This window comes from Bacillus sp. L381, from assembly GCF_030284525.1.
Lineage (GTDB): Bacteria > Bacillota > Bacilli > Bacillales > Bacillaceae > Bacillus > Bacillus amyloliquefaciens.
Map to the genome: position 1 here is coordinate 2,911,462 of NZ_CP127224.1, position 23,539 is coordinate 2,935,000.

Below are 23,539 nucleotides of genomic sequence, written 5' to 3' on the forward strand. Positions count from 1 at the left end.
GGAAAAGAAACAGCTCGTTACAGCTGTTCTTCGTCTTCAGACTGAATCGTAAATTTCCGCGTAACCTGCTGCAGTTCTTCGGCCATATGGGCAAGCGTTTCGGCGGATGAACTGATTTCTTCCATGGAGGCAAGCTGCTCTTCGGCGGACGCGGCGATGTCTTGAATGCCGGCAGATCCTTCTTTGGCGACTGCGGTAATATCCTCCACCGCGTTTGTCACATTTTGTGACCCGGCCGCGAGCTGCTCAAGCGTTCCGTTCATGTGCTGCAAAGCGCCTGAAATCTGAGTCGTCATTTCTGAGATTTTTTTGAAGCTTTCGGCCGTTTGATCCGTAATATCGAGGCCTTCCTTCACATCTTGATTCACCGCTTGGAATACAGAAAGCGATGTGGCGATTTCTTTGACGATTTCCTGAATCAGCGTTTCGATTTCCTTGGCGGAGTCGGCTGATTGTACGGCAAGCTTTCTCACTTCTTCCGCAACGACGGAGAAGCCCCGGCCGTATTCGCCGGCTCTGGCCGCTTCGATGGCCGCGTTTAAGGCAAGCAGGTTCGTTTGATCGGCAATGCCGTTAATGACGTTCAGAATGCTCTTAATGTCGTGCGATTTTGTTTCCAGCCCTTTTACGACTGCTTCCGCCTGCTGTACGGAACGATCAATTGTTTTCATCTGGCCGACCGTTTTCGCTACTAATTCTTCTCCGCTTCCGGCCGTATCAGAGGTTTGGATGGCGGATTCAGTGATTTCCGCCGATACATTCGCCGTCTCGGCAATGCCTGCATTCATTTGGGAAAGATGGTCTGCACTTTCTTCCAATTTTTCACTTTGTGATTCGTTTCCGTTCGAGAATTGTTCAATCGCCAGTGTGATATGCTCTGTCGCCTTGCTTGTCTGTCCGGCAGATGCCGTCAGCTCTTCGGATGAAGAAGCGACATGTTCGACGGATGATTGGATGACACCGATGACAGACCGGAGTGATGCTGACATCTCATTGAAGCTCTGGCTGAGCTGTCCGAATTCATTTTTCGAACTGATGTTAATGACTTCCGTTAAATCGCCATCGCTGATTTTAGCTGATGTCGAGACAAGTTTTTTGAGCGGTTTAGAAATCGCGCGAATGATAAAAAAGATTAAAATCCCGCCGACGATAAGAGAGACCGCAAGAATGATCAGCGCCATTCTCATGACAGGCAAGGCTGCGTCATGTATCTCACTGACAAAAAATGTGCCGGCGATTTTCCAGCCCGTCAGTTTGTTTGTCGTGAAGGCCATTTTCTTTTGCTGTCCTTCAAAGATGTATTCAAACGTTCCGCTTGTTTTTGAAAATACTTCTTTTGTCCACTCCCCTGAGCCTTCTGTTCCCGCTTTTATAGTCGGATGGGCAATGTATTTTTTATCTCCCGTTGTAATAAAAGCAAATCCTTTATGACCGATCTGGACGCGTTCGGAAGCGTTCAGCAGGTCTCCCAGATTTATATCAAGCGCCACTACGCCTGAGCCGTCTTTTGTCTGCTGGGCAATCGTAACGACCGTTTGTCCTGTTGAAGCGTCTTTATAAGGCTCGGTAAATATCGGCTGTCCGTTTTTTTCAACCGCTTTTGTATACCATTCTCGTGTGAGCGGATTGTAATCGGACGGCATGTCAACGGACGGATATTTCACGAACGCTTTGTCGCGAGACGCGGCATACACTGATGCAACATCGTCATTTACGGTGACATACTGCTTCATGTTTTCAAGCAGTTCGGATTTATTTTTCGTTTTCATTTTTTCCTTTGTGATTGATTCACTGTAATAGTCAATTGCTTTCAGCTTGCCGTCGAGCATGTTTTCCAGCACGCTGTTGAGTTCGTTGACATTTCCTTGAGCGCTGTGGGTCAGTTCGCTTTCTAATGAACTCCCCGCCGTTTGGTAGCTGAAGTAGGCGAGTATGCCTACCGGAAGCACCAATACGGCTAAAAATGCCGCGATAAGCGGCTTGCTGATGGATGGCTGTTTGATCCAATGTATCAGTTGTTTCATTTTTTTCAGTCTCCTTCTTTGAAAGCTAAATCTATTATCGTCAGCTAGGACAAAAGATTTATTAAAAAAACTAAAAAAAACACCCAAACAGCACATTTGGGTGTCTTTCTACTATTATTCTATTTTAAATTGTTTCGTCATATCACGTAATTCTTCCGCCATTTGGGATAACGTTTCCGAAGACGAACTGATTTCTTCCATTGAAGCCAGCTGTTCTTCGGCGGAGGCCGCGATATCCTGAATGCTGGCGGAGCTTTCTTTTGCGATGGACGCGATTTGCTCGGAAGCTCCTGAAATCTGCTGCGATCCGGCTGTCAGCTGTTCTACCGTCGCGTTCATGTTTTGAATTTCTCCGGCGATCTGGTTCGTCATTTCAGAAATCCGTTTGAAGCTCGTTTCGGTCTGATTCGTAATATCAAGTCCGCTCTCCACTTCTTTGTTGACGGATTGGAACATGCCGAGAGATGTATTGATTTCATTAACGATCTCTATAATCAAGCTTTCGATTTCTTTCGCTGAATCGGCAGACTGCACCGCAAGTTTTCTGACCTCTTCGGCGACGACTGAGAAGCCTCGGCCGTATTCTCCCGCACGGGCCGCTTCAATTGCCGCGTTCAGCGCAAGAAGGTTTGTCTGATCAGCAATTCCGTTAATGACACGGAGAATGTTTGTAATATCTTTTGATTTTGTTTCAAGGCCGCGCACTACTTGTTCAGCTTCTTTCACTGACTGGTCAATGACGTTCATTTGGCCGACCGTCTGGTGGACGAGCTTTCCGCCTGAATTGGCGACTTCCGCTGATGTAACGGAAGATTCGGTAATGACGGCAGATGCTTTCGCCATATCTTTAAGCCCGTTGTTCATTTGATAAATATGTTCCGCCGCGCTTTCAATTTTTTCACTTTGGCTTTCATTTCCGTTAGAAAATTGTTCGATTGCCAATGTGATATGTTCGGTTGCCTTGCTAGTCTGCTCTGCTGAAGCCGTCAGCTCCTCTGATGAAGACGCGACGTTATTCACGGAATCCTGAATGGCATGGATCAAAGACCTGAGCGAAGCGGCCATATTGTTGAAACTTTTTCCAAGCTCGCCTAATTCGTCCTTTGATTGAATCTCGATCGTTTCAGTTAAATCGCCTTCACTGATCTGTTTCGACGATGTTACAAGCTGTTTGAGCGGTTTTGTGATTGAACGGATAATCAGCACCATGACAATGGTTCCGATGACAATCGCTAATACGAGAACGAGCAGAGACAGATGAAGGATCGGCAGCGCCGCTTCATGAATTTCGTCCAGATACATTGTTCCGCTGATTTTCCAGCCTGTCAGCCCGTTCGTATCATAAGCCATTTTCTTTTCCTGGCCGTCGTAGCTGTATTGAAAATCACCTTTTTTGCTGCTGTACAGCTGTTCAGCCCAATCCCCGTTTAATACTGTGCCTGATGTGCGGTTCGGGTGGGCGACCACTTTTTTGTCTTTCGTCAGGATAAAAGCATAGCCTGATTTTCCGATGTTCACTTTTTTTGTCGTTTTCAGAAGCTCTTCGATTTTCATATTGATGGCGATGACTCCTGAACCGTCTTTCGTCTGCTGCACGATCGTCACGACCATCGTATTAGTGGAAGCCGTGCGGTAAGGATCTGTTACAACAACTTTCCCTTTGTTTTCCACGGCTTTTTTATACCAATCTCTTTCAAGCGGATTATATCCTTTAGGCATCTGCAGGTCGGGATACCGGGTGAAATGGCCTTCCGTGTCACTCGTATAGATGGATTCCACGTCTTTATTGATTTTTATATACTCACTGAATTTATCCGTAATTTGCGATTGGTTTTTCGGCTTGTACCGATCCTTGGTGAGCCAATCGCTGAAATATGCCGCGCCGTCTTCCTTCTGGCTGATGCTTGTATTGATCATATCATTAATCTGCTGCACATTATCTAATGCGCTTCCCATCATCTGCCTGTCAAGCGTGCTTACCGCCGATTGATAAGCGATAAAAGCCAGCGTTGAAATAGGAAGAATAAGAATGGCTAAAAAAGAAATGAGCAGTTTTCTTGTAAGCGATCTCTGCTTGATAATTTGCACAATTTTTTTCATCTGCTATATCTCCTCTTGCATGTTTACCCTTCATATCGGCAATTATAGGTAAATATACATATCCTAAAAGAAGAAATATAACGAACATACTTTTTACCTATCTAAAAAGTAGTCTTTTAGACTTAATTAAGAATTTATCTTAAAACGTTTTGTCAGCCCGCGCAATTCTTCAGCCATTTTTTCGAGCGTGACGGCGGATGAACTGATCTCCTCCATAGACGCAAGCTGCTCTTCAGCTGAAGCCGCAATGTCCTGTATGCTTGCCGCGCTTTGTCTGGAGACGGCCGCGATATCCTCTGAAGCGTTTGAGACTTCCTGAGACCCGGCAGAAAGCTGTTCCACGGTTGCATTCATATTTTGCAGTTCACCGGCAATCTGATTTGTTTTGGCGGAGATGTCCCGGAAGCTTTTTTCCGTTTCGTCCGTTAGCTGCAGTCCGCTTTTCACCTCGTGATTGACGGATTCCAGCATTCCGAGCGATGTATGAATTTCTTTAACGATTTCATGGATTAAGGATTCGATTTCTTTCGCTGAATCGGCTGATTGGACGGCAAGCTTTCTCACTTCTTCTGCGACGACTGAGAAACCGCGTCCGTATTCTCCCGCTCTTGCCGCTTCTATGGCCGCATTTAAGGCGAGAAGATTCGTTTGATCGGCAATGCCGTTAATGACGCGCAAAATGCTGGTGATGTCTTGCGATTTGAGCTCTAGCCCTTTTACGACTTGTTCTGCTTTACTGACGGAGTGATCAATAGTGCCCATCTGCCCGGCAGTTTTCTTAACAAGCCGCTCTCCGGTGACTGATATCTCTGCCGATTCAATTGAAGTTTCCGTCACAACGGCTGCCGCTTCCGCCAGATCGCTGAGTCCGTCTTTCATGTCATTCACTTGGGATGTCGCTTTATCAATGCTGTCACTTTGGTCTTCCGTTCCATTGGAAAACTGTTCAATCGCAAGGGTGATATGTTCCGTCGCTTTGCTCGTCTGCTCAGCCGAAGCCGTCAGCTCTTCTGAGGAAGAAGCGACATGTTCAACAGAGTCCTGAATTCCCTGAATAAGGGACCGGAGTGAATCGGTCATATGATTAAAACTTTTACTGAGCACACCAAGCTCATCTTTGGAGCTGACATCAATGGTTTCCGTCAGATCTCCGCTGCTGATTCTTTCCGCTGAAGCTACGAGGCGTTTCAGCGGTTTTGTAATAGAGCGGATAACAAAATAAATGAAAATCATTCCTGCGGCAACCGCTATCGCCAATATGATAACGGCTATGGTCAAAACCGGTCTTGCCGCATCCTTAATTTCATCAACGGACATGGTTCCGCTGATCTTCCAGCCTGTCGCCTTATTGGTGACGTAAGCCATTTTTTTCGCTTTTCCGTTCAGCGTATATTCAAAATCGCCTTTTTCCCCGCTGTATAATGTATCAACCCATTTTCCCGATACCGCCGCGCCGGCTTTTTCATTACTGTAGGCAACGGCTTTTTTATTTTTACTGAGGATAAAGGCGTATCCTTCTTTTCCGATATTGACTTCTTTTGTCATCGTGATGAGATCGTCGATTTTAATATCAATGGCGACGACGCCTGATCCGTCTTGCGCGGCACGGGCCATGGTAACGACCATCTTTTTGTTTGAGATGGACTGATAAGGGTCCGTGATGATGGTCTGGCCTTTATTCTCCATGGCTTCTTGATACCAGCTTCTTTCAAGCGGATTGAAATCGGCCGGCATATCGGCATGCGGATAACGTGTAAACGCGCCTTCCTTGCTGCTTGAAAATATGGCTGCCGCTTTATCATTGCTTTCAATAAACTGCTTGAATCTTTCTTTCATTTCCGTTTGGTTTTTTTCTTTAAATTTTGCGCTTGTCGCCCATTCGCTGAAATATGCTGAGCTTTTTGTAAACGTTCCGATCCGGTCATCAATCATATTGTTTAAGATTTGCACATTCCCCTCAGCGCTTTCCATCATTTGATTTTCAACGGATGAAGCCGCCGAACGGTAGGCACTGGCAGCCAGTACTGCTACCGGAATGAGTAAAATCAGTAAAAATGACAAGATGAGTTTTCTGGCTATTGATTTTTTTGCGATGTTTTTTGCTGTTTTTTTCAATTTTGTAAACCTCTTTCAATCATTTACTGTTTATATCGGCGGACTACCTTTTTATTACATTGAAAATTTAGTCATAAATGAAAAATAGTTCTATGTGCTCTCTTTTAAGGTGAGTCTTTTTATTTAATTTTCTAGCTTCCTCCATAAAAAAAGACGCCTTCCACCCGGAAAGCGTCCTTTTTCACTAGTTGATTTTAAATTGTTTCGTTAATTCCCGCAGTTCTTCGGCCATTTGCGCCAAGGTATCGGCGGATGTGCTGATTTCTTCCATAGATGCAAGCTGTTCTTCTGCGGATGCGGCAATATCCTGAATACTTGCCGCGCTTTCTCTTGATACGTCCGCAATATCGGTCACCGCGGCTGAGACGTGCTGAGAGCTGTCTGACAGCTGTTCAACCGTGCCGTTCATTGATTGAAGCTTCTCAGCGATGTCGTTTGTCATGCCGAAGATATTCTGGAAGCTTTCCTTCGTGCGGTCCGTCACGGCAAGTCCTGATTGAACTTCTTCATTAACGGATGTAAACATGTGAAGCGATGTATTAATTTCAGCTGTAATTTCCTGAATGAGTTTTTCTATCTCTTTGGCAGAACCTGCAGATTGGACGGCCAGCTTGCGCACTTCTTCCGCGACCACTGAGAAGCCTCGTCCGTATTCACCGGCTCTTGCCGCTTCAATGGCTGCATTTAATGCAAGCAGGTTTGTCTGATCGGCAATGCCGTTGATGACTCTTAGTATATGAGTGATGTCTTTTGATTTGGCTTCAAGGCCTTTCACAACAGCTTCCGCCTGCTGAACGGATTGATTGATGAGATTCATCTGCCCGACGGTTTGCTGCACATACTCTTCCCCTGTGCCGGCAGCTTCTTTCGATTGTTTAGATGCTTCCGTAATGGATGATGATGTGCGGGAAACGGCTGCGAGCCCTTCATTTATATGATTCAGCTTGGCTGAACTTGATTCGACTTTTTCGCTTTGCTCTTCATTTCCGTTTGAAAACTGCTCAATTGCCATTGTAATGTGCTCCGTCGCTTTACTTGTCTGCGAAGCTGAAGCGGTCAGCTCTTCCGATGAAGCGGCAACGTTGTCGACAGAGTTTTGGATCGCGCTTATAAGTCCGCGCAGAGATTCTCCCATTTCATTAAAACTTGCACCGAGTTCGCCCAATTCATCTTTCGAGCGGATTTCAATGGTTTCGGTCAGGTCTCCGCCGCTGATTTGTTTAGACGAGCGGACAAGCCGTTTCAGCGGTGATGTAATAGATCTGACAATCAGCAGAATTAAAATTCCCCCGATGATAATGGATGCTGTCAGCACGATCATTCCCATCGTCAGCACCGGTTTTGAGGCGTCTTTAATTTCGGTGAGTTCCATACTCCCCTCTATTTTCCATCCGGTCAGTTTATTTGTCGTAAACGCCATTTTTTTATCTTGATTATCAAGCTTGTATGAAATAATGCCGCTATCTTTGCTGTATACCTCATTCAGCCACGGGGTTGATACTTTATCACCCGGTTTATGGTCTTTATGCGCGACGTAAGTCTTATTTTTAGATGTTATAAATACGAAGCCTTTTTTCCCGATTTTGATTTCCTGCATTTGCTTCAGCAGCTGGTCAATCGTAATGTCCATGGCCACTACGCCCGTTCCGTCCTGCATCTGCTTTGCCACGGTGACAACCATGCTGCCGTCGTTTGCCGCGATGTAAGGATCGGTGACAACGAGTGTGCCGCCAGCCTTCACAGCGTCTTTATACCATGCGCGTGTTCTCGGATCGTAATCGGCCGGAACATTTTCCTTCGGCGCCTGTACGTAGCTGCCGTCTTCCGTTCCTCCGTAAATACGGGCTGCGTCCTTATGAATAGACGTGTATTGCCCGAACTTTTCTTCAAGTTCGTTTTTATTTTTCTTAGAGAATGATGAACCTTTTAAGGTTTCACTGAAAAATTCAATCGCCTTTGCTTTTGCTCCGATATCATTTGTAATGGTCGTGTTAAAAGAGTCGATGTTATTTTTCGCGTTGCCTGAAATCTGATTATCCAGCGAATTGCTCGCCGTATGGTATGAACTGAATTCTAACACGAGAATCGGTATGATTAAGATCACGATAAATGAAATGATTAACTTCCGTGAAATCGATGCCTTTGTACACCAATTGATGAATTTTTTCATATTAAGCTTACTCCCTCATATGTGATACCTTATATATCGGCTCCTCCTTCACATTTTGTTAACATTTCCCCCTTTTTTATGACTTGATTTTCATTGCCCAAGCCTCCTGCATATCTTATAAAAAAAGAGAGGGGGCGTGCAGATGATTATCATATCCGGCCAAGTGCTTCGGCCCCAGGACATCGCGAACTGGCAGACGGAAGAAAGCCTTGTTCCGTATTTAAATGAACTGATCAATTCTCCCGTACAATTCGATTACGGGTCGATTACTGAACTGATGTTTGAAGCACGGCTGCGGCGCCATATCGTGGAGGCTGCAAGAGAACTGCACGGATCAGGCGTAAAATTTGCAACTTTCGCCAAAACATACGGAAATACGGCTTATTGGAGAGTGACGCCGGAAGGAGCTCTGGAGCTGAAGTACAGAATCCCCGCTTCCAAAGCGATACGGGATATTATTGAAAACGGGGCGTTTTATGCATTTGAATGCGCTACCGCCATTGTTGTGATTTATTATCTGGCCGTCTTAAAGACAATCGGTGAAGAACGGTTTGACCGCCGTTTCCGGGATATTACTTTGTATGACTGGCACTATGAGCACCTGCCGATCTACACGGAAACCGGCAGACACTTTTTACGGGGGGATTGTTTATATTTTAAAAACCCTGAGTTTAATCCCGCAAAGGCCCAGTGGAGGGGAGAAAATGTCATTGTGATGGGGAATGATCAATATTTTGCCCACGGTCTCGGGATTCTGACCGCTGAACAAATCATCCAGAGATTGAATTCTTTAAGAAGAAAAAATGCCGTGCAGTCGGCTTATCTGCTTTCTCAGGCGACAAGGCTTGATGCGCCCGCGCTTTATCAGATCATGCATTAAAACAATCCCATCGTCTGTCATGATGACGATGGGATGTGAAATGCTTTTCTTTTTCGGTAAAAAGCAGTCGTGCCGAGCGCTTGGTTTGCCGCCCATTCAAACTTCTCTAAATCATGGCGGGTGACGGCTCTGTCCCGTCGGCTCCATTTAATGGTCCGGACAAAGTAATACCCTTTAATCGGCGCCATGGTGACTTTGGAATGCGGAAAATCTTCAAAGACAAACTCAATATTCCCTCTTTTTTTATAGGACATTTGAAGAATCTTCATCATCCATCACCTCACAGCATCTTAATTATGATCGGCACAAAGCGTCCAAAACGGTTCTCACGTCTGTCGGCCCTTCAAGTTTCGCGGCGGACTGGCCTGCCCATAAAGACATATGCTCCGCGTCTCCTGATTGAGCCGCATGCCCGCGCATCGGCTTTGTCAGCGTATTATGCAGCGGATAAGGCAGCGTTTTCCCCTCATCAGCTTCATATGTTGTCATGAACTGATTCACGATTCCCCGCGCCTGTTTTCCCGAAAACAATGTGGTCAGCCGCGTGTCGGCTCCTTTTGATTCGGCAATGGCTTTTTGATATGCCGGTGAGGCGCTGCTTTCTTCACAAAGGAGAAACGGTGTGCCCACTTGAACACCGTCCGCACCCAAACATCGGGCTGCCTGCACCCCGCGGCGGTCAAAAATGCCTCCTGCCGCAATGACCGGTATTTTCAGCGCGTCTTTAGCCTGCGGAATCAGCGCCATAAGGCCGAGAGCCGGTTCTCCTTTAACCGGCAGAAACGATCCGCGGTGTCCGCCGGCTTCTATGCCTTGAAGGATAACGGCGTCCATTCCCCGCTCTTCAAAGGCCTTCGCTTCCTCCGGCGTTGTCGCGGTGCCGAAAAGGAAACAGCCGCTTTTCTTCAGCTTTTCTGCCGTTTTTTCCGGCGGCAGGCCGAAGGTGAATGAGCACGCTTTGACCCCGTAACGGATCAGAAGCTCCGCTTTTTCCTCAAAATCATTCCATTCTTCTTTCAAATCGGAGAACGGCTTGGCGTCTTTTGCCCTCGGGATGCGCGCTTTCCATTTTTCAACCAGTTCCTCCTCAGGCATCTGCCTTTCTTCCGGGACGAAAAGATTCACTTGAAAGGAGCGGTCCGTCAGGTCTTTCATCTCGATAAGCTGTTTTTCAAGCGCCTGCGGACTGACGTATCCTGAAGCGAGACTTCCGAGCGCCCCTTCATTTGATACCGCCGATGCCAGGCGCGGCGTGACAAGCCCTCCGGCCATCGGCGCCTGAATGACGGGCTTTGTCAATGATAATGCGTCCATCCACTCACTCATTTGTGATTTCCCCCGTTTCAGCCTGTATTTTGATATAACATGTTCTGTTTCTCGGACCGTCAAATTCGCAAAAATAAATGCCCTGCCACGTTCCGAGAATCAGGCGTCCATCTTCAATAATGACATGCTGGGAGGCGCCCGTTGTACTCGCTTTCATATGTGCCGCCGTATTTCCCTCCATGTGCCGGTCCAGTTCATGCTCCCACGGATACACTTCATCAAACCTTCTGAGCATATCTCTTTTCACATCCGGATCGGCATTTTCATTTATGGTAATGCCGGCTGTGGTATGGGGACAGTATATAAGCGCCAAGCCGCTTTTTACGCCTGTTTCGCGGAGAAATACTTCGGCTTCATGCGTGATGTCGATCATTTCATCCCGTCTGTTTGTTTGAATCTGCAATCTTTTCAGCATATGAGAAACTCCTTCCTTTTTTTCTCTTCCTTTCCCATATTCGTTTCTGTATTTGTCTTTTCCTGTCGGATCGCGATGATAAACGCAGATCACAAAAAACTTCAGTCTCGGAACTGAAGTTTTTCACCATACATATACGCGGGCTTCATAAGGCTTTAATAGAACAGATGTCACATGCCGATGCGCTGTTGTTTCCATGTTTGCGAGCACGAGCGAATCGGAATCAAGCGGATAACCGGGATGCCTGTATAAGGCGGGGGTTTGGGACAGATTGGTGATGATCAGGGCGGTTTCCGTTCCGTCTTTTCTTACATAGGCATAAATCTGTCGGTCCTCCGGAAGCAGCAATTCATATGTTCCGCTGATCAATACGTCATGTTTTTTTCTGAGGGCGATGAGCCGTTTGTAGAAGTGGTATACGGATGTTTCATCCTGCATTTGCGATGCAGCGTTCAGCCATGTGTGGTTCGGGTTCACCCCGAGCCACGGGGAAGCATCAGAAAACCCGCCGTTCGCCGCGCCGCTCCATTGCATCGGTGTCCGTGAATTATCCCGGCCCTTTTTCCAGATGATTTCCATCACTTTTTCATGCGGAACACCGCGGGACGTCTCTATTTCATACAGCTGTTTGCTTGCGACATCGTCGTAATCTTCAATGGATGGGAACGAAACATTGGTCATGCCGAGTTCCTGCCCCTGGTAAATAAACGGCGTGCCTTTCATCAGCATATACATCGCCGCGAGTGCCTTGGCGCTTTCTTTCAAAAACCGTTCGTCACCCCATACCGAAACGGAACGGGGCTGGTCGTGATTCTCCATAAATAACGCATTCCAGCCCTTACCTTCAAGACTGTTCTGCCAGCCTGACAAGACGCGCTTAAGCGCCGGAATGCAGATATTCTGATTCTCATCCGTATCCCAGAGACCGAGGTGTTCAAATTGAAAAATCATATGAAAGACGCCGTTTTCTTCACCGGCCCAATTAGCCGCCTCCGCAGCCGTCACTCCGTTCGCCTCGCCGACCGTCATGATCGGATAACGTGAAAATGTTTCCCGCTTCAGCTCTTTCAGGAGATCCATGATGCCTTCCCCATTCATATGATACGGGAAGGACAGGACATACGGGAGACCATCCGGATTCGGCATATCAGGGAGCCCTTCTTTTTTCTTAATATGAGAAATGGCATCCACCCGAAAGCCGTCTATGCCTTTATCAAGCCACCAGCGGATCATCTCATAAACGGACTGCCTCATCGTTTCGTTTTCCCAATTTAAATCGGGCTGTTTTTTGTCAAACAGGTGAAGGTAATACTGATTTGTCCCTTGATCATATTCCCATGCCGATCCGCCGAAAATACTTTCCCAATTGTTCGGCTCTTTGCCGTTTTTTCCGTCTCTCCAGATGTACCAGTCCCGTTTTTCGGAATCTTTCGCTGAGCGTGATTCGATAAACCAAGGATGCTCATCACTTGTATGGTTGACGACGAGGTCTATGATCAGCTTCATGCCGAGCGCATGAATATCCGCGAGGAGCCGGTCAAAATCCTCCATCGTCCCGAATTCGCCGGCAATTTGTTTATAATGCCGAATATCGTAGCCATTGTCCGCGCCCGGCGAGTCAAAAACAGGACAAAGCCAGATCACATCCGCCCCCAACTCTTTTATGTAATGAAGCTTTGCTCTGATCCCGTTAATGTCGCCGATTCCGTCCCCGTTCGAATCCATAAAGCTTCGGGGATAAATTTGATAGACGGCCGCCGTTTTCCACCAATCCGTTTTCATACAGCCACTCCTTTCATTACAGCATATGAAGGAGTGGGATGAAGAAGCATTTTTTTCAGAAAAAAAGCCTCATTGCAAAAAGCAGGAGGCTCAGAAATCAGTTTTTTTAATTTCAACAAAGCGGATATGGTGGTCTTCGGCTTCCAGCACCTTGAATTCGCATCCTTCGGCATGAAACACGTCGCCGTTTTTCAGCTCCATTTTTTGTGTTAAGAGCCATCCCGCGATCGTGTCAATGTCTTCATTTTCGATGGCGATATCAAGGAGGTCATTCACCTCTTCTATCAGTGCTTTGCCGTCCATCACATAATGGTGTTCGCCTTTTTTGACGATGTGCGGCATTTCATCCTGGTCATATTCATCACGAATTTCCCCGACGATTTCCTCCAGTATGTCTTCGACGGTCACAAGCCCCGCCGTACCGCCGTATTCGTCAACGAGAATCGCCATATGAATCCGTTCCTTCTGCATGCGGATCAAAAGTTCCTGAACCGGGATGCTTTCAATCACTCTGATTACCGGACGCATAATTTCTTTTAATTCAATGGAACGGCCGAGAAAATACGCCTTAAATAAATCCTTATTGTTAATTATGCCGAGAATGTGGTCTTTGTCTTCCTTAATAACCGGATATCGCGTATATCGCTCGTTGATGATCAAATGAATGGCTTCATCAACTGACTGGTCAAGCGAGATGGCGGCGATTTCGGTGCGCGGCACCATAATTTCTCTGGCGACCCGGTTATCGAATTCAAATATTTTGTTGACGTAACGGAATTCAGATTGATTGATTTGACCTTTTTTATAGCTTTCGGATAAAATCACCCGCAATTCCTCTTCACTGACCACGACTTCATGTTCTTTCACTGAATGAAAGCCGAACAGTTTGACCAAAAATCCGGCCGAGCCGTTTAACAGCTTGATAAACGGATACATCACTTTATAAAAGAGAATGAGCGGTTTCGCTGTCCACAGACTGACGGCTTCGGCTTTTTGAATGGATATCGTTTTCGGCGCAAGTTCGCCGATGACGACGTGCAGATACGTGACGGCGATAAACGCCGCAATAAACGTGACGACGTGCGTAATGGATGACGGCATTCCGATCAGGCTGAAAACAGGAAGAAGAATCCGCTGAATCGTCGGTTCACCGAGCCAGCCGAGTCCGAGCGCCGTAATCGTAATGCCGAGCTGGCACGCTGATAAATACTCATCGAGATTTGAAATAACCCTGTGCGCCGCAAGCGCCCGGCTGTCTCCGGTTTCAACCAGTTCCGCAATTTTTGATCCGCGGATTTTTACAATCGCAAATTCCGCAGCGACAAAGATGGCCGTTAATCCGATTAACAGCATAATGAGAATCAGTTTTAATATAAGCAAAAAAACCCCTACCGCAAACGGTAAGGGGCCACCTCCTTCGTGTTAATTCTCATCACGACCGTTTAAGAAAATCATCACAAAACGAAGCAGCTCGAATAATGAAACGAGCGCCGCAGCCACATACGTCAGCGCGGCGGCGTTCAGCACTTTATTCACGCCGTGTTCTTCACTGTTGCGAATGAATCCTTCCGACACGATAATCCGCTTCGCCCTTGCGCTGGCATTAAACTCGACAGGCAGCGTGACAAGCTGGAAAAAAACAGCGGCAGAGAATAAAATAATGCCGAGTCCGATTAAATTCAAGCTGCCCAGGAGCATCCCGCCCAAGAAAAGCAGAGGGGCAACCCCGGAGGCAAAATTGACGACCGGAAAAATTTTGTGTCTCAGCACAAGCGCGCCGTATGATTCCTGATGCTGCAAAGCATGTCCGACTTCATGGGAAGCGACGGAAATGGCGGAAATGGAGCGGCCGTAATATACCGGCTCAGATAAACGCACCACCCGTTCCGTCGGGTCGTAATGGTCTGTTAAAGTGCCTCTTACCGGTTCTACCGGCACATCATATAAACCGTTTATATCAAGAATCCGTCTTGCCGTTTCCGCCCCCGTCCGCTGACTGGAAGCTTCCACGTCTGAGTATTTCTGAAAATTGCTTTTCACTTTAAATTGTGCCCAAAACGACAATCCCAATGCAGCAATTGTTAAAAAGACAAACAGCATATTATCCTCTTCCTTTTTCTCTTATATCGTACGATCTGCTTATATATTATTTTAATGAATGTCCGCTTTCCTGTACAGAAATCCGCTTCTTTTTTCTGACAGGAATCAAACCTGCGAGCATGATCAGAAAACACCCGGCCATTGCGGTATAAAACGGAAACGTGCCAACGGTCCTTTTTGCAAAAGCAAGCCATGAAAAGCCGCCGGACATATGATCGTATCCATTCAAATCGAAAATAAGCAATACAGCCGCTGAAGCGAGCAGCTGCGCTCCGGCCAGCGCCGCCAGCACTTTTTGAATGACTGTCATCTGACTCACCCTTTTTCGGTCCGCTTTCTTTATCATATGAAAAAAAGCGGGTGAATATGTTTTCGCCGATTTTTGAAAGACATCAAATGAACTGGGACATACTGTATAAAAAAAGATACAGGTGTGATCCATCATGAAAGTGACAAATGGCGAAAAAGAACAGCTGAGCAATGCGATAGACAGGATGAATGAGGGGCTTGACGTCTTTATCCAGCTCTATAATGAATCAGAAAACGACGAACCTCTCATTCAGTTCGAGGATGAGACGGCCGATTTAATCAGACAGGCGCGTGACTCATACGGCCAGGAACAGCTGAACGAAAAATTAAATACCATTATTAAGCAGATTTTGTCCATCTCTCTGTCGAAGGAAGAACCGGACGAATGAAATCAAACCGTATCTTTATTTCCTGGCTGAGATGGCCGTTATATATTCGGATCGGATTGATCATTATCGCCTTGATCTTATTGTTCGGTCAATTGATTTACATGCTTGAGCCGAAACGATTCACGTCTGTGTTTGAAGGCATATGGTGGGCGGTTATTACGGTATCCACGGTCGGCTACGGCGATTATGTTCCCCAGACACCGCTCGGGAAGATTGCCGGTATGGTGCTTGTATTAAGCGGAGCAAGCTTTGTGACCGCCTATTTCGCTACGCTTTCTTCAGCCGCGTTCAGCAAACAGCACCGCTATGTCGAAGGAAGGGTCGCCTTTAAAGGCAAGGGGCACGTCATTCTTGTCGGATGGAATGAGAAATCACATATGCTTCTGAAAGAGCTGCAGCATTTCGCACCATCAAAAACAGTCGTCCTGATCGATGATTCATTACGAGAAGGGCCGCTTATAGAGAACGTCCATTTCATACGCGGACACTCTGCAGATGACGGCACGCTCAATAAGGCGAATATTACGGAAGCCGATACCGTCATTCTGACAGCAGACCAGCAGAAGAATGAGGCGGAAGCTGATATGCTGTCGGTATTAACGCTGCTCGCCATCAAAGGGCTGCATCCGTCCGTGTATTGTATCGTAGAAATTTTAACGGAACGATATGTCAAAAACGCCGAACGCGCGGGAGCCAATAAGATTCTGTGCACATCACGGCTGTCGAGCCGGGTGATGTTTGAGCATTACCGGGTCAAGCTGCAGCTTGCCAAACCGCAAACGCTGTCCGATCTGACGCTGGAGAAAAAGGTTCGCATCATTCCCGTCCCTGAGGAATTAAAAGGCTTATCTTATCATGATTGTGCGCTCTATTATCTCAAGCGGAATACGACGATCATCGGCATACAAAAAGAAGAGGGGCCGATGCTTACCCCTCCCCTGTCATACCACGTGCTCAGCACTGATCTGTTTTTGGCTCTTTAATGCAGCAGAACGTCTTCCAGTTCTTTCACGAGCGAGATGCCGATATCGATATATGAACGGTCAATTGCCGCATCCCGGCGTTTCGGCTCGGAGAATTGGTTGAATACTGATTCAAAAACACCGCCGCCTGCTGTATCATCCGTTTCCTGCTGATAGACGTGCCTCAGCAAAAAGGGCGTGCCGATTGTAACGGCAGCCCCCCGTTCATCTAGCCGTCCTTTATTTGCTTCAACAGGGATACGGAGAAATAAATAGCCGTCCTGATCGGAAATTTTATAATCAAAGAATCCCCGGTCATACTCCCAGCCGCCTCCGATGGTATAACCGATCGGTTTCAGCACCTGTTCCAATTCGCGGAATAAAAAAGATTGCCCTTCAAGTGAAGATGGTATGCTGATCATGTAAATATGCTCCTTTTAGTCTTTAGCGTCCCCGCTCTGCTGCATCTTCATACGGCTTCCGGGAAGAATCAGGAGCCGCAGACAGACGCTGAAAAGAGAAAACGGCGCATTCAATCAGAAAATACGTCACAATTGCGGACGCAGCGGCTTCAGGTGAAATAAAGAAAACGGCGGCATAGAGACAGCACTTCGTAATCAGCGAATGCAGCCGGCCAATCTTCAGTTTCAGCCGGACCATATCCGTAAAAAACCCGAGGGGAAAAACGAAAAACAGGATGGTTTGTAAGAGGACAGCGGAAGAAGGATTCAGCGCAGGATAGACAATAACGGCGGAACAGACTGAAATGACGGCATGCTTCCATAAGAGTCGTGCCAATTCATCATCACACCTTTCACGGTTTAAAAAAGGCTGACCCGTCATGCGGCGGGCCAGCCATTCTTTTTATTTTTCAAGGCGTTTTTCAAGCTCTGCTTTTTTCTCTTCAAAGCCCGGTTTGCCGAGAAGCGCGAACATATTCACCTTATAGGCTTCAACACCCGGCTGATCAAATGGGTTGACTCCGAGCAGGTAACCGCTCATTGCCACCGCTTTTTCAAAGAAATAGACGAGATATCCAAATGTATATGCGTTAAGCTCCGGAATGTTGACAATTAAGTTAGGCACTTTTCCGTCTGTATGGGCAAGCATTGTGCCTTGGAACGCTTTTTTGTTGACGAAATCGACCGTTTTGCCGGCTAAGTAATTTAAGCCGTCAAGATCATTTTCCGCTTCTTCAATAGTCAGCTCATGCTTCGGTTTTTCAACGTTTAATACAGTTTCAAACAGATCGCGTCTGCCTTCCTGAACGTATTGTCCGAGAGAGTGAAGATCTGTTGAGAAGTTAGCGGAAGAAGGATAGATTCCTTTCTCGTCTTTTCCTTCACTTTCACCGAAGAGCTGCTTCCACCATTCTGCAAAGTATTGCAGCGCAGGCTCGTAGTTGATGAGCATTTCAATGGTTCTTCCTTTATTATATAGAACATTGCGGACGACGGCGTATTGATAAGCCGCATTCTCTTCTAATTCCGAGCTGGAAAAGTCTTTGCTCGCAGCTAGAGCGCCCTTCATCATTTCGTCGATATCAGCCCCGCTTACCGCAATCGGCAGAAGGCCCACCGCAGTCAGAACGGAGAAACGTCCGCCGACATCGTCAGGAATAACGAATGATTCAAAGCCTTCTTCATTAGAAAGCGTTTTTAAAGCGCCTCGCTCTTTATCTGTCGTCGCGTAAATCCGCGCTTTCGCTTCTTCTTTTCCGTATTTTTCTTCAAGAAGTTTGCGGAAAATCCGGAAAGCGATCGCAGGTTCCGTCGTCGTGCCGGATTTAGAAATAACATTGATAGAGAAATCAGCGTCTTCCAAAAGATCCATAACGTCTTTCATATAAGTTGAGCTGATATTGTTGCCGATAAAGATGACTTGAGGGTTTTTGCGTTTATCTTTCGGCAGGACATTATAGAAAGAATGATTGAGCGCTTCAATTGCCGCGCGGGCTCCTAAGTATGAACCGCCGATTCCGACGACGAGGAGCACGTCTGAATCTGATTTAATTTTTTCAGCGCTTTTTTTAATGCGCGCGAATTCTTCTTTATCGTAGTTTTCAGGGAGGTCCACCCAGCCTAAAAAGTCGCTTCCGGCGCCTGTTTTTTCGTGGATATTATGGTGTGCCGTTTTTACGAAATCACGTGCGTATGTAAGTTCATGTTCATTGAAAAAAGGTAACGCTCTTGAGTAATCAAAGCGTACATGCGTCATTTGCTTGTCCCTCCATAACGGTGAATTGTTTTCCCTTTCACTTTATATGAACTCCTCAGCTAAATCAAGTCATGAAGAAGGCCGGGTGACTACTGGATTTGCGCTAAATTTTCAATATCTTGTGAGAAGGATAACTAAACAAATGACGAAAATGTATTGAAGGTGAATGCACGCACAATAAATCAAATATTCCTATTTTTAAAAATAGTGTCTATATTTGGGTTATCATGTTAATATAAAAATAATTTTAAACCGGGAGGTGATTTTATGACTAAAACTATTGTTCTTATTTGTGGTAGTTTACGAAAAAACTCGTATAATCGAGCTATTGCTCAATCATTGATTGACTTGGATCATTCGGCTCAATTTCGTTGGATTGAAATAGACAGTCTTCCTTTTTTAACGAAGATTTAGAAATGGCCGGAGCACCAGAATCAGTAACATCCTTTAGAGCTGATATACAAGACGTTGACGGCGTCATCATTGTAAGTCCAGAGTACAATTCCGGAATTCCGGGGGTATTAAAAAATGCATTGGACTGGGCATCGAGACCGCGGACCTCTTCTGTTTTAAACAGAAAACCGGTTGGCTTAATTGGAGCAACCCCCGGAGGGTTCGGTACTGCCTTTGCTCAAATGCAAATGAGAGAAGTACTCGAAGCGATGCAAGTCGATGTTCTGCCATTTCAAAAAATGCTGATTTCACAAGTCCATGAGAAAATTGATTCCACTCAAAAAATACTTACGGATGAACAAACAAAACGTTATCTTCAACGCTATTTACAACAGTTCATCCATTGGATTGATCATGCTCCGGTTCCCGTTCCAAATTAATAGAAGGATCATAACCCTCACTAAAAATCACCTCAGAAATAGCTTTCTATCTAAATAATATTAGTTTGTTTATAGAAGATATAAGACTTAGATTTACCTTTTTTAATTGACAAACTTACTTGATGAATTTAAGGAGGATCATAAAATGTCTGATCTTTATTCTCGTCTTTCAAAAGATGATGCTGCTGTTCTTTTGGTGGATCATCAAACCGGCCTTATTTCCGGTCTAGTACGTGACTATGGTGTTGATGAATTTAAGAACAATGTATTGGCCCTTGGTGATACAGCTAAATTCTTTGATTTACCGGTTATTTTAACAACGAGTTTTGAAAACGGACCTAATGGCCCACTAATGCAGGAATTGACGGATCTCTTTCCTGATGCACCAAAAATAGCCCGTCCCGGACAAATTAATGCATGGGATAACGAAGACTTTGTTAAAGCAATTGAAGCGACTGGGAAAAAACAACTTATTATCGCAGGTGTAGTTACAGATGTCTGCGTGGCTTTCCCTGCACTTTCCGCAATCAAGGCAGGTTACGAAGTGTTTGTTGTGACAGATGCTTCTGGAACATTTAGTAAGCAAGTGGCAGATGCATCGTTAACCCGTATGGCTCATGGGGGCGCACAGCTGATGAACTGGTTTAGCGTAGCATGCGAGTTACAACGTGATTGGCGCAACGATGTTGAAGGTTTTGGTGCATTAATTTCCAGTCATCTTCCAGGTTATCAAAACTTAATGGGAAGCTATATGGGGGCTCAGCGAGATCTTAGTACACAAAATGCATAAATGCAGCGCTTATTTAATCAGTGCTCCTTTTTTAAATTAGCAGCACTGCTTTTATTTTTACGATTTCTTCATATTTTTAATGGTCTGCGCTGGAGGTTTGACCATGAAGAAAAATCTCAGATCATAGTATGGAACATGCTAAGGCTTTAAATGGTGATATTTAAATAATATAACTAGATCAAGTAGAAAGTCAGCCGACTGTTAACCAGTCGGCTCACTCAATAATGCCTATTCTATAGAAATTTTCACGTCGTTCCTAAATGGACCCTAATATTCGTATCTTACATTTCATAGGGTGCCGACTTCGCTCTTTCAACTAACAAACCCTGTTTTTCCAGCTTGAAGTAAGGACACGTAATTAACATTGTGTATATCTGCATACTCTTTGATTTTTGCCTTCAATTATACATCCTCAATCAGGTTTCAAATAGGTGTCTTCTGAACTGCGTAAATCTGATGCACTAATTGAAAATCCTGAAAGAGGGACTCCCAAAACGGCTATATCTGCAGCTTGAACATCTATTTCATCTTCACTCCGGCCGGGAAGGTGATCTTACAGAGACGCCTTCAGTATCGCAAGCACGTCATCTTTGTTCAGTTTTCTGAAATTTCCGAATCCACCGTGTTCCATTTCTTTTGCGGCGATGTCTGCGATCAGCTCAAGCTTGTCTTCGCCGATGTCATAATCCGCAAGGCGGGACGGCGCGCCGAGGCTTGACCAGAATGCTGACAATTTATCGATACCTTCGAGCGCAATTTCTTTATCTGTTTTGCCCTCAGTATCAATGTCAAACATGTTGAGCATGAGGTTTTTAAAACGGTCTACATTTGTATCAAGCGTGTATCTCATCCAGTTCGGGAACAAAATCGCGAGTCCTCCCGCGTGAGGGATGTCATATACGGCTGATACGGCGTGCTCCATCGTGTGGGAAGCCCAATCGCCGAAATAGCCCATCTGCAGCGTGCCGTTTAATGCGATCGTACCCGCGTATAAAATCGTTTCGCGGTGCTTATAGTTCCCGAGGTCTTCCAAAAGCTTCGGCGCTGTTTCAATCACCGTCTGAAGTACCGCAAAGCACATTCTGTCCTGAAGCGGCGTGTTTTCAACATTGTGGAAATATTGTTCAAATACGTGGCTCATCATATCCACCATGCCGTATACGGTTTGGTTTTCAGGTACGCTGAATGTATTCTCAGGGTCTAAAATGGAGAAACGCGGATGAGTGACATTGCTGCCCCATACGAATTTTTCATTTGTTTCCCAATTTGTGATAACGGAATCCGGGTTCATTTCAGAGCCAGTCGCCGCAAGCGTCAGCACCGTGCCGAACGGGAGCGCGTCCTGCGCCGTTACTTTTTTGCTGTAAATGTCCCATGCGTCGCCGTCATACTTCGCTCCGGCCGCAATCGCTTTTGTACAGTCGATGACACTTCCGCCGCCGACGGCGAGAAGAAAATCAATCTCATGCTGTCTGCACAGCTCAATTCCTTTATTCACCGTTGCCAGACGCGGGTTCGGTTCAACGCCCGCAAGCTCATGAACGGATGCGCCTTCTTCTTTTAAGATGCCTGTTACTTGGTCATACAGGCCGTTTCTCTTAATGCTGCCGCCGCCGTAAACAAGCAGTACATTTTTCCCGTATTGCTTCAGCTCTTTTTTCAATTGGTCGATTTGACCTTTTCCAAAAATCAGTTTCGTCGGATTGTAGTACGTAAAGTTCTCCATTCACAATAACCTCCAAAAAAATCGTAAGGGAATTACTATAACACAGAAAAAAAGGAGCTGCCAATTCGGCCGCCCCCCTTTATTTGATTACAATGATGCTTTCAGTATCGCAAGCACATCTTCTTTCTGCAGTGATTTGAACTGTCCGAATGCGCCGTTTGCCATCGCTTTATCAGCAATCGTATCCAGCTTCTCGTCAGAAATGTCATAATCAGCGAGTCTGTTCGGAGCGCCGAGGCTCGTCCAGAAAGCAGACAGCCTGCTGATTCCTTCAAGCGCGATCTCTTCATCTGTTCTGCCTGTCTCGTCAATATCAAAGACACGGACGGCAAGCTGTTTAAAGCGGGCCGGATTTTCTTTGAGCACATGTCTCATCCAGTTCGGGAACAGAATCGCCAAACCTCCCGCGTGTGGTATATCGTAAACCGCAGACACCGCATGCTCGATGTTGTGTGTGGCCCAATCCCCTCTTGCGCCCATTGACAGCATTCCGTTTAATGCGATTGTGCCTGTATATAAAATCGTCTCACGAAGCTCGTAGTTTTCCAGATCATTGATCAGCTTCGGCGCTGTTTCAATCACCGTGCGCAGAAGCGATTCACACATCCGGTCCTGATACGGCGTGTTTGACGTGTGGTGGAAATATTGTTCAAATACGTGGCTCATCATATCGACCATGCCGTAAATGGTGTGGTCTTTCGGAACGGTAAATGTGTTTACCGGATCAAGAATGGAGAATTTAGGATAAACGAGCGGGCTTCCCCATCCGTATTTCTCTTGTGTCTCCCAGTTTGTGATGACTGATCCAGAGTTCATCTCTGAACCGGTCGCCGCAAGCGTCAGCACTGTTCCGAACGGCAGCGCTTCTTTCGGCTGGTGTTTTTTCGTGACGATATCCCACGCGTCACCATCATATTTAGCACCCGCCGCGATGGCTTTCGTACAGTCAATGACACTTCCGCCGCCGACGGCCAATAAGAAATCGATGTTGTTTTCTTTACAGAGCGCAACACCTTTGTTCACCGTTGAGACACGCGGATTCGGCTCTACGCCTGCCAATTCATGTACGGTAACTTCTGCTTTTTTCAGCAGCTCGGTTACTTGATCGTAAAGGCCGCTGCGCTTAATGCTGCCGCCTCCGTATACGAGCAGCACGTTTTTTCCGTACGGCTTGATTTCTTCAGGAAGTTTTTCAACCTCTCCCTTTCCGAAAATCAATTTCGTCGGATTCCAGTATGTAAAGTTTTGCATGACATCTCCTCCTTTGGATTTATATTATGCAGAAAGATGACGTTCAATGTAAAGCAATCCGCTTTTTTGACGGCACATCATATGGTTTACAGACGGCGGATCCTTGGGAAAGGCACAGATATAGCTTGAAACAGTGTGATTTTCACGGCG

At 46.1% G+C, this 23,539-nt stretch carries 20 protein-coding genes and 3 pseudogenes; 5 read left to right on the plus strand and 18 right to left on the minus strand.

What is annotated here, in order from left to right:
- Positions 1-17: 17 nt before the first annotated feature.
- From QRX25_RS19855 to QRX25_RS15050, 6 genes and pseudogenes are all read right to left on the minus strand, one after another.
- Positions 18-989, minus strand: a complete 972-nt coding sequence (locus QRX25_RS19855; protein WP_373418716.1) for a methyl-accepting chemotaxis protein — start codon at positions 987-989, stop codon at positions 18-20.
- Positions 984-2,120 (minus strand): annotated as a pseudogene (locus QRX25_RS19860) (HAMP domain-containing protein); the annotation flags it as partial. The pseudogene QRX25_RS19860 and the gene QRX25_RS19855, both read right to left, overlap by 6 nt.
- An 18-nt stretch (positions 2,121-2,138) precedes the next feature.
- Positions 2,139-4,124, minus strand: coding sequence for a methyl-accepting chemotaxis protein (gene mcpA, locus QRX25_RS15040; protein ID WP_212099039.1), 1,986 nt, complete (start codon positions 4,122-4,124; stop codon positions 2,139-2,141).
- Between the two features lie 126 nt (positions 4,125-4,250).
- Complete coding sequence (locus tag QRX25_RS19865; protein WP_373925721.1) at positions 4,251-5,204, minus strand: methyl-accepting chemotaxis protein; 954 nt, start codon at positions 5,202-5,204, stop codon at positions 4,251-4,253.
- Positions 5,199-6,239: pseudogene (locus QRX25_RS19870) on the minus strand (cache domain-containing protein); the annotation flags it as partial. The pseudogene QRX25_RS19870 and the gene QRX25_RS19865, both read right to left, overlap by 6 nt.
- Positions 6,240-6,423: 184 nt before the next feature.
- On the minus strand, positions 6,424-8,409 hold the full coding sequence (locus tag QRX25_RS15050; RefSeq protein ID WP_115997056.1) for a methyl-accepting chemotaxis protein: 1,986 nt from the start codon (positions 8,407-8,409) through the stop codon (positions 6,424-6,426).
- A gap of 142 nt (positions 8,410-8,551) precedes the next feature.
- Here QRX25_RS15050 and QRX25_RS15055 point away from each other — a divergent pair, with 142 nt between their 5' ends.
- A complete protein-coding gene (locus tag QRX25_RS15055) occupies positions 8,552-9,289 on the plus strand; it encodes a protein-glutamine gamma-glutamyltransferase (protein ID WP_088613335.1) in 738 nt (245 codons plus the stop codon).
- Between the two features lie 17 nt (positions 9,290-9,306).
- Here the strand turns inward: QRX25_RS15055 and QRX25_RS15060 are convergent, their stop codons facing one another.
- From QRX25_RS15060 to QRX25_RS15090, 7 genes are all read right to left on the minus strand, one after another.
- Positions 9,307-9,558 (minus strand): protein YuzH, encoded by a 252-nt coding sequence (locus QRX25_RS15060; RefSeq protein WP_212101754.1) that lies wholly within the window; start codon positions 9,556-9,558, stop codon positions 9,307-9,309.
- A gap of 25 nt (positions 9,559-9,583) precedes the next feature.
- The gene (locus tag QRX25_RS15065) at positions 9,584-10,615 is read right to left on the minus strand and encodes an NAD(P)H-dependent flavin oxidoreductase (RefSeq protein WP_212099044.1); all 1,032 of its coding nucleotides are present in this window, start codon (positions 10,613-10,615) and stop codon (positions 9,584-9,586) included.
- A complete protein-coding gene (locus QRX25_RS15070) occupies positions 10,608-11,030 on the minus strand; it encodes a secondary thiamine-phosphate synthase enzyme YjbQ (RefSeq protein WP_115997101.1) in 423 nt (140 codons plus the stop codon). The genes QRX25_RS15065 and QRX25_RS15070 overlap by 8 nt, the downstream gene beginning before the upstream one ends.
- 123 nt (positions 11,031-11,153) lie before the next feature.
- On the minus strand, positions 11,154-12,812 hold the full coding sequence (locus QRX25_RS15075) for a glycoside hydrolase family 13 protein (protein WP_212099047.1): 1,659 nt from the start codon (positions 12,810-12,812) through the stop codon (positions 11,154-11,156).
- A gap of 90 nt (positions 12,813-12,902) precedes the next feature.
- Positions 12,903-14,192, minus strand: a complete 1,290-nt coding sequence (locus QRX25_RS15080; protein WP_013353355.1) for a hemolysin family protein — start codon at positions 14,190-14,192, stop codon at positions 12,903-12,905.
- A gap of 42 nt (positions 14,193-14,234) precedes the next feature.
- On the minus strand, positions 14,235-14,912 hold the full coding sequence (locus tag QRX25_RS15085) for a zinc metallopeptidase (RefSeq protein WP_007408641.1): 678 nt from the start codon (positions 14,910-14,912) through the stop codon (positions 14,235-14,237).
- A gap of 46 nt (positions 14,913-14,958) precedes the next feature.
- A complete protein-coding gene (locus QRX25_RS15090; protein WP_065982912.1) occupies positions 14,959-15,222 on the minus strand; it encodes a YuzI family membrane protein in 264 nt (87 codons plus the stop codon).
- A gap of 133 nt (positions 15,223-15,355) precedes the next feature.
- Here QRX25_RS15090 and QRX25_RS15095 point away from each other — a divergent pair, with 133 nt between their 5' ends.
- On the plus strand, positions 15,356-15,610 hold the full coding sequence (locus QRX25_RS15095) for a protein mistic (RefSeq protein WP_045509561.1): 255 nt from the start codon (positions 15,356-15,358) through the stop codon (positions 15,608-15,610).
- Positions 15,607-16,593 (plus strand): potassium channel protein KbfO, encoded by a 987-nt coding sequence (gene kbfO / locus QRX25_RS15100; RefSeq protein ID WP_065982175.1) that lies wholly within the window; start codon positions 15,607-15,609, stop codon positions 16,591-16,593. Before QRX25_RS15095 ends, kbfO begins: the two co-directional genes overlap by 4 nt.
- Here kbfO and QRX25_RS15105 read toward each other — a convergent pair.
- The 3 genes from QRX25_RS15105 to QRX25_RS15115 are packed head-to-tail and all read right to left on the minus strand — an operon-like array spanning position 16,590 to position 18,789.
- Positions 16,590-16,994 carry a YugN-like family protein gene (locus tag QRX25_RS15105; protein WP_065982176.1) on the minus strand — a complete coding sequence of 135 codons (405 nt, stop codon included), beginning with the start codon at positions 16,992-16,994 and terminating at the stop codon, positions 16,590-16,592. The two genes, kbfO and QRX25_RS15105, sit on opposite strands and share 4 nt — an antisense overlap.
- Positions 16,995-17,016: 22 nt before the next feature.
- Positions 17,017-17,415: a transporter gene (locus tag QRX25_RS15110; protein ID WP_065982177.1), complete on the minus strand. Its 399-nt coding sequence runs from the start codon at positions 17,413-17,415 to the stop codon at positions 17,017-17,019.
- Between the two features lie 21 nt (positions 17,416-17,436).
- A complete protein-coding gene (locus tag QRX25_RS15115; RefSeq protein ID WP_115997052.1) occupies positions 17,437-18,789 on the minus strand; it encodes a glucose-6-phosphate isomerase in 1,353 nt (450 codons plus the stop codon).
- A 267-nt stretch (positions 18,790-19,056) separates the two neighbouring features.
- Here QRX25_RS15115 and QRX25_RS15120 point away from each other — a divergent pair.
- Positions 19,057-19,622 (plus strand): annotated as a pseudogene (locus tag QRX25_RS15120) (NADPH-dependent FMN reductase).
- 145 nt (positions 19,623-19,767) lie between these two features.
- Positions 19,768-20,412, plus strand: coding sequence for an isochorismate family cysteine hydrolase YcaC (ycaC, locus tag QRX25_RS15125; RefSeq protein WP_016938145.1), 645 nt, complete (start codon positions 19,768-19,770; stop codon positions 20,410-20,412).
- Between the two features lie 553 nt (positions 20,413-20,965).
- On the opposite strand, the gene QRX25_RS15130 is transcribed toward ycaC, so the two are convergent.
- A complete protein-coding gene (locus QRX25_RS15130; RefSeq protein WP_065982180.1) occupies positions 20,966-22,138 on the minus strand; it encodes an iron-containing alcohol dehydrogenase in 1,173 nt (390 codons plus the stop codon).
- Positions 22,139-22,225: 87 nt separating this feature from the next.
- On the minus strand, positions 22,226-23,389 hold the full coding sequence (locus tag QRX25_RS15135; RefSeq protein WP_212099050.1) for an iron-containing alcohol dehydrogenase: 1,164 nt from the start codon (positions 23,387-23,389) through the stop codon (positions 22,226-22,228).
- Positions 23,390-23,539 lie beyond the last annotated feature (150 nt).

Coding starts and splice junctions, on each gene's coding strand:
- QRX25_RS15095 (WP_045509561.1), top strand. CDS start 15,356: ATGAAAGTGACAAATGGCGAAAAAGAACAGCTGAGCAATGCGATAGAC.
- QRX25_RS15070 (WP_115997101.1), bottom strand. CDS start 11,030: ATGCTGAAAAGATTGCAGATTCAAACAAACAGACGGGATGAAATGATC.
- QRX25_RS15135 (WP_212099050.1), bottom strand. CDS start 23,389: ATGCAAAACTTTACATACTGGAATCCGACGAAATTGATTTTCGGAAAG.
- QRX25_RS19865 (WP_373925721.1), bottom strand. CDS start 5,204: ATGACCGATTCACTCCGGTCCCTTATTCAGGGAATTCAGGACTCTGTT.
- ycaC (WP_016938145.1), top strand. CDS start 19,768: ATGTCTGATCTTTATTCTCGTCTTTCAAAAGATGATGCTGCTGTTCTT.
- QRX25_RS15105 (WP_065982176.1), bottom strand. CDS start 16,994: ATGATCAGCATACCATCTTCACTTGAAGGGCAATCTTTTTTATTCCGC.
- QRX25_RS15060 (WP_212101754.1), bottom strand. CDS start 9,558: ATGAAGATTCTTCAAATGTCCTATAAAAAAAGAGGGAATATTGAGTTT.
- QRX25_RS15055 (WP_088613335.1), top strand. CDS start 8,552: ATGATTATCATATCCGGCCAAGTGCTTCGGCCCCAGGACATCGCGAAC.
- QRX25_RS15130 (WP_065982180.1), bottom strand. CDS start 22,138: ATGGAGAACTTTACGTACTACAATCCGACGAAACTGATTTTTGGAAAA.
- QRX25_RS15065 (WP_212099044.1), bottom strand. CDS start 10,615: ATGAGTGAGTGGATGGACGCATTATCATTGACAAAGCCCGTCATTCAG.
- QRX25_RS15110 (WP_065982177.1), bottom strand. CDS start 17,415: ATGACGGGTCAGCCTTTTTTAAACCGTGAAAGGTGTGATGATGAATTG.
- QRX25_RS15090 (WP_065982912.1), bottom strand. CDS start 15,222: ATGACAGTCATTCAAAAAGTGCTGGCGGCGCTGGCCGGAGCGCAGCTG.
- mcpA (WP_212099039.1), bottom strand. CDS start 4,124: ATGAAAAAAATTGTGCAAATTATCAAGCAGAGATCGCTTACAAGAAAA.
- QRX25_RS15050 (WP_115997056.1), bottom strand. CDS start 8,409: ATGAAAAAATTCATCAATTGGTGTACAAAGGCATCGATTTCACGGAAG.
- QRX25_RS15075 (WP_212099047.1), bottom strand. CDS start 12,812: ATGAAAACGGATTGGTGGAAAACGGCGGCCGTCTATCAAATTTATCCC.
- QRX25_RS15085 (WP_007408641.1), bottom strand. CDS start 14,912: ATGCTGTTTGTCTTTTTAACAATTGCTGCATTGGGATTGTCGTTTTGG.
- kbfO (WP_065982175.1), top strand. CDS start 15,607: ATGAAATCAAACCGTATCTTTATTTCCTGGCTGAGATGGCCGTTATAT.
- QRX25_RS19855 (WP_373418716.1), bottom strand. CDS start 989: ATGTCAGCATCACTCCGGTCTGTCATCGGTGTCATCCAATCATCCGTC.
- QRX25_RS15115 (WP_115997052.1), bottom strand. CDS start 18,789: ATGACGCATGTACGCTTTGATTACTCAAGAGCGTTACCTTTTTTCAAT.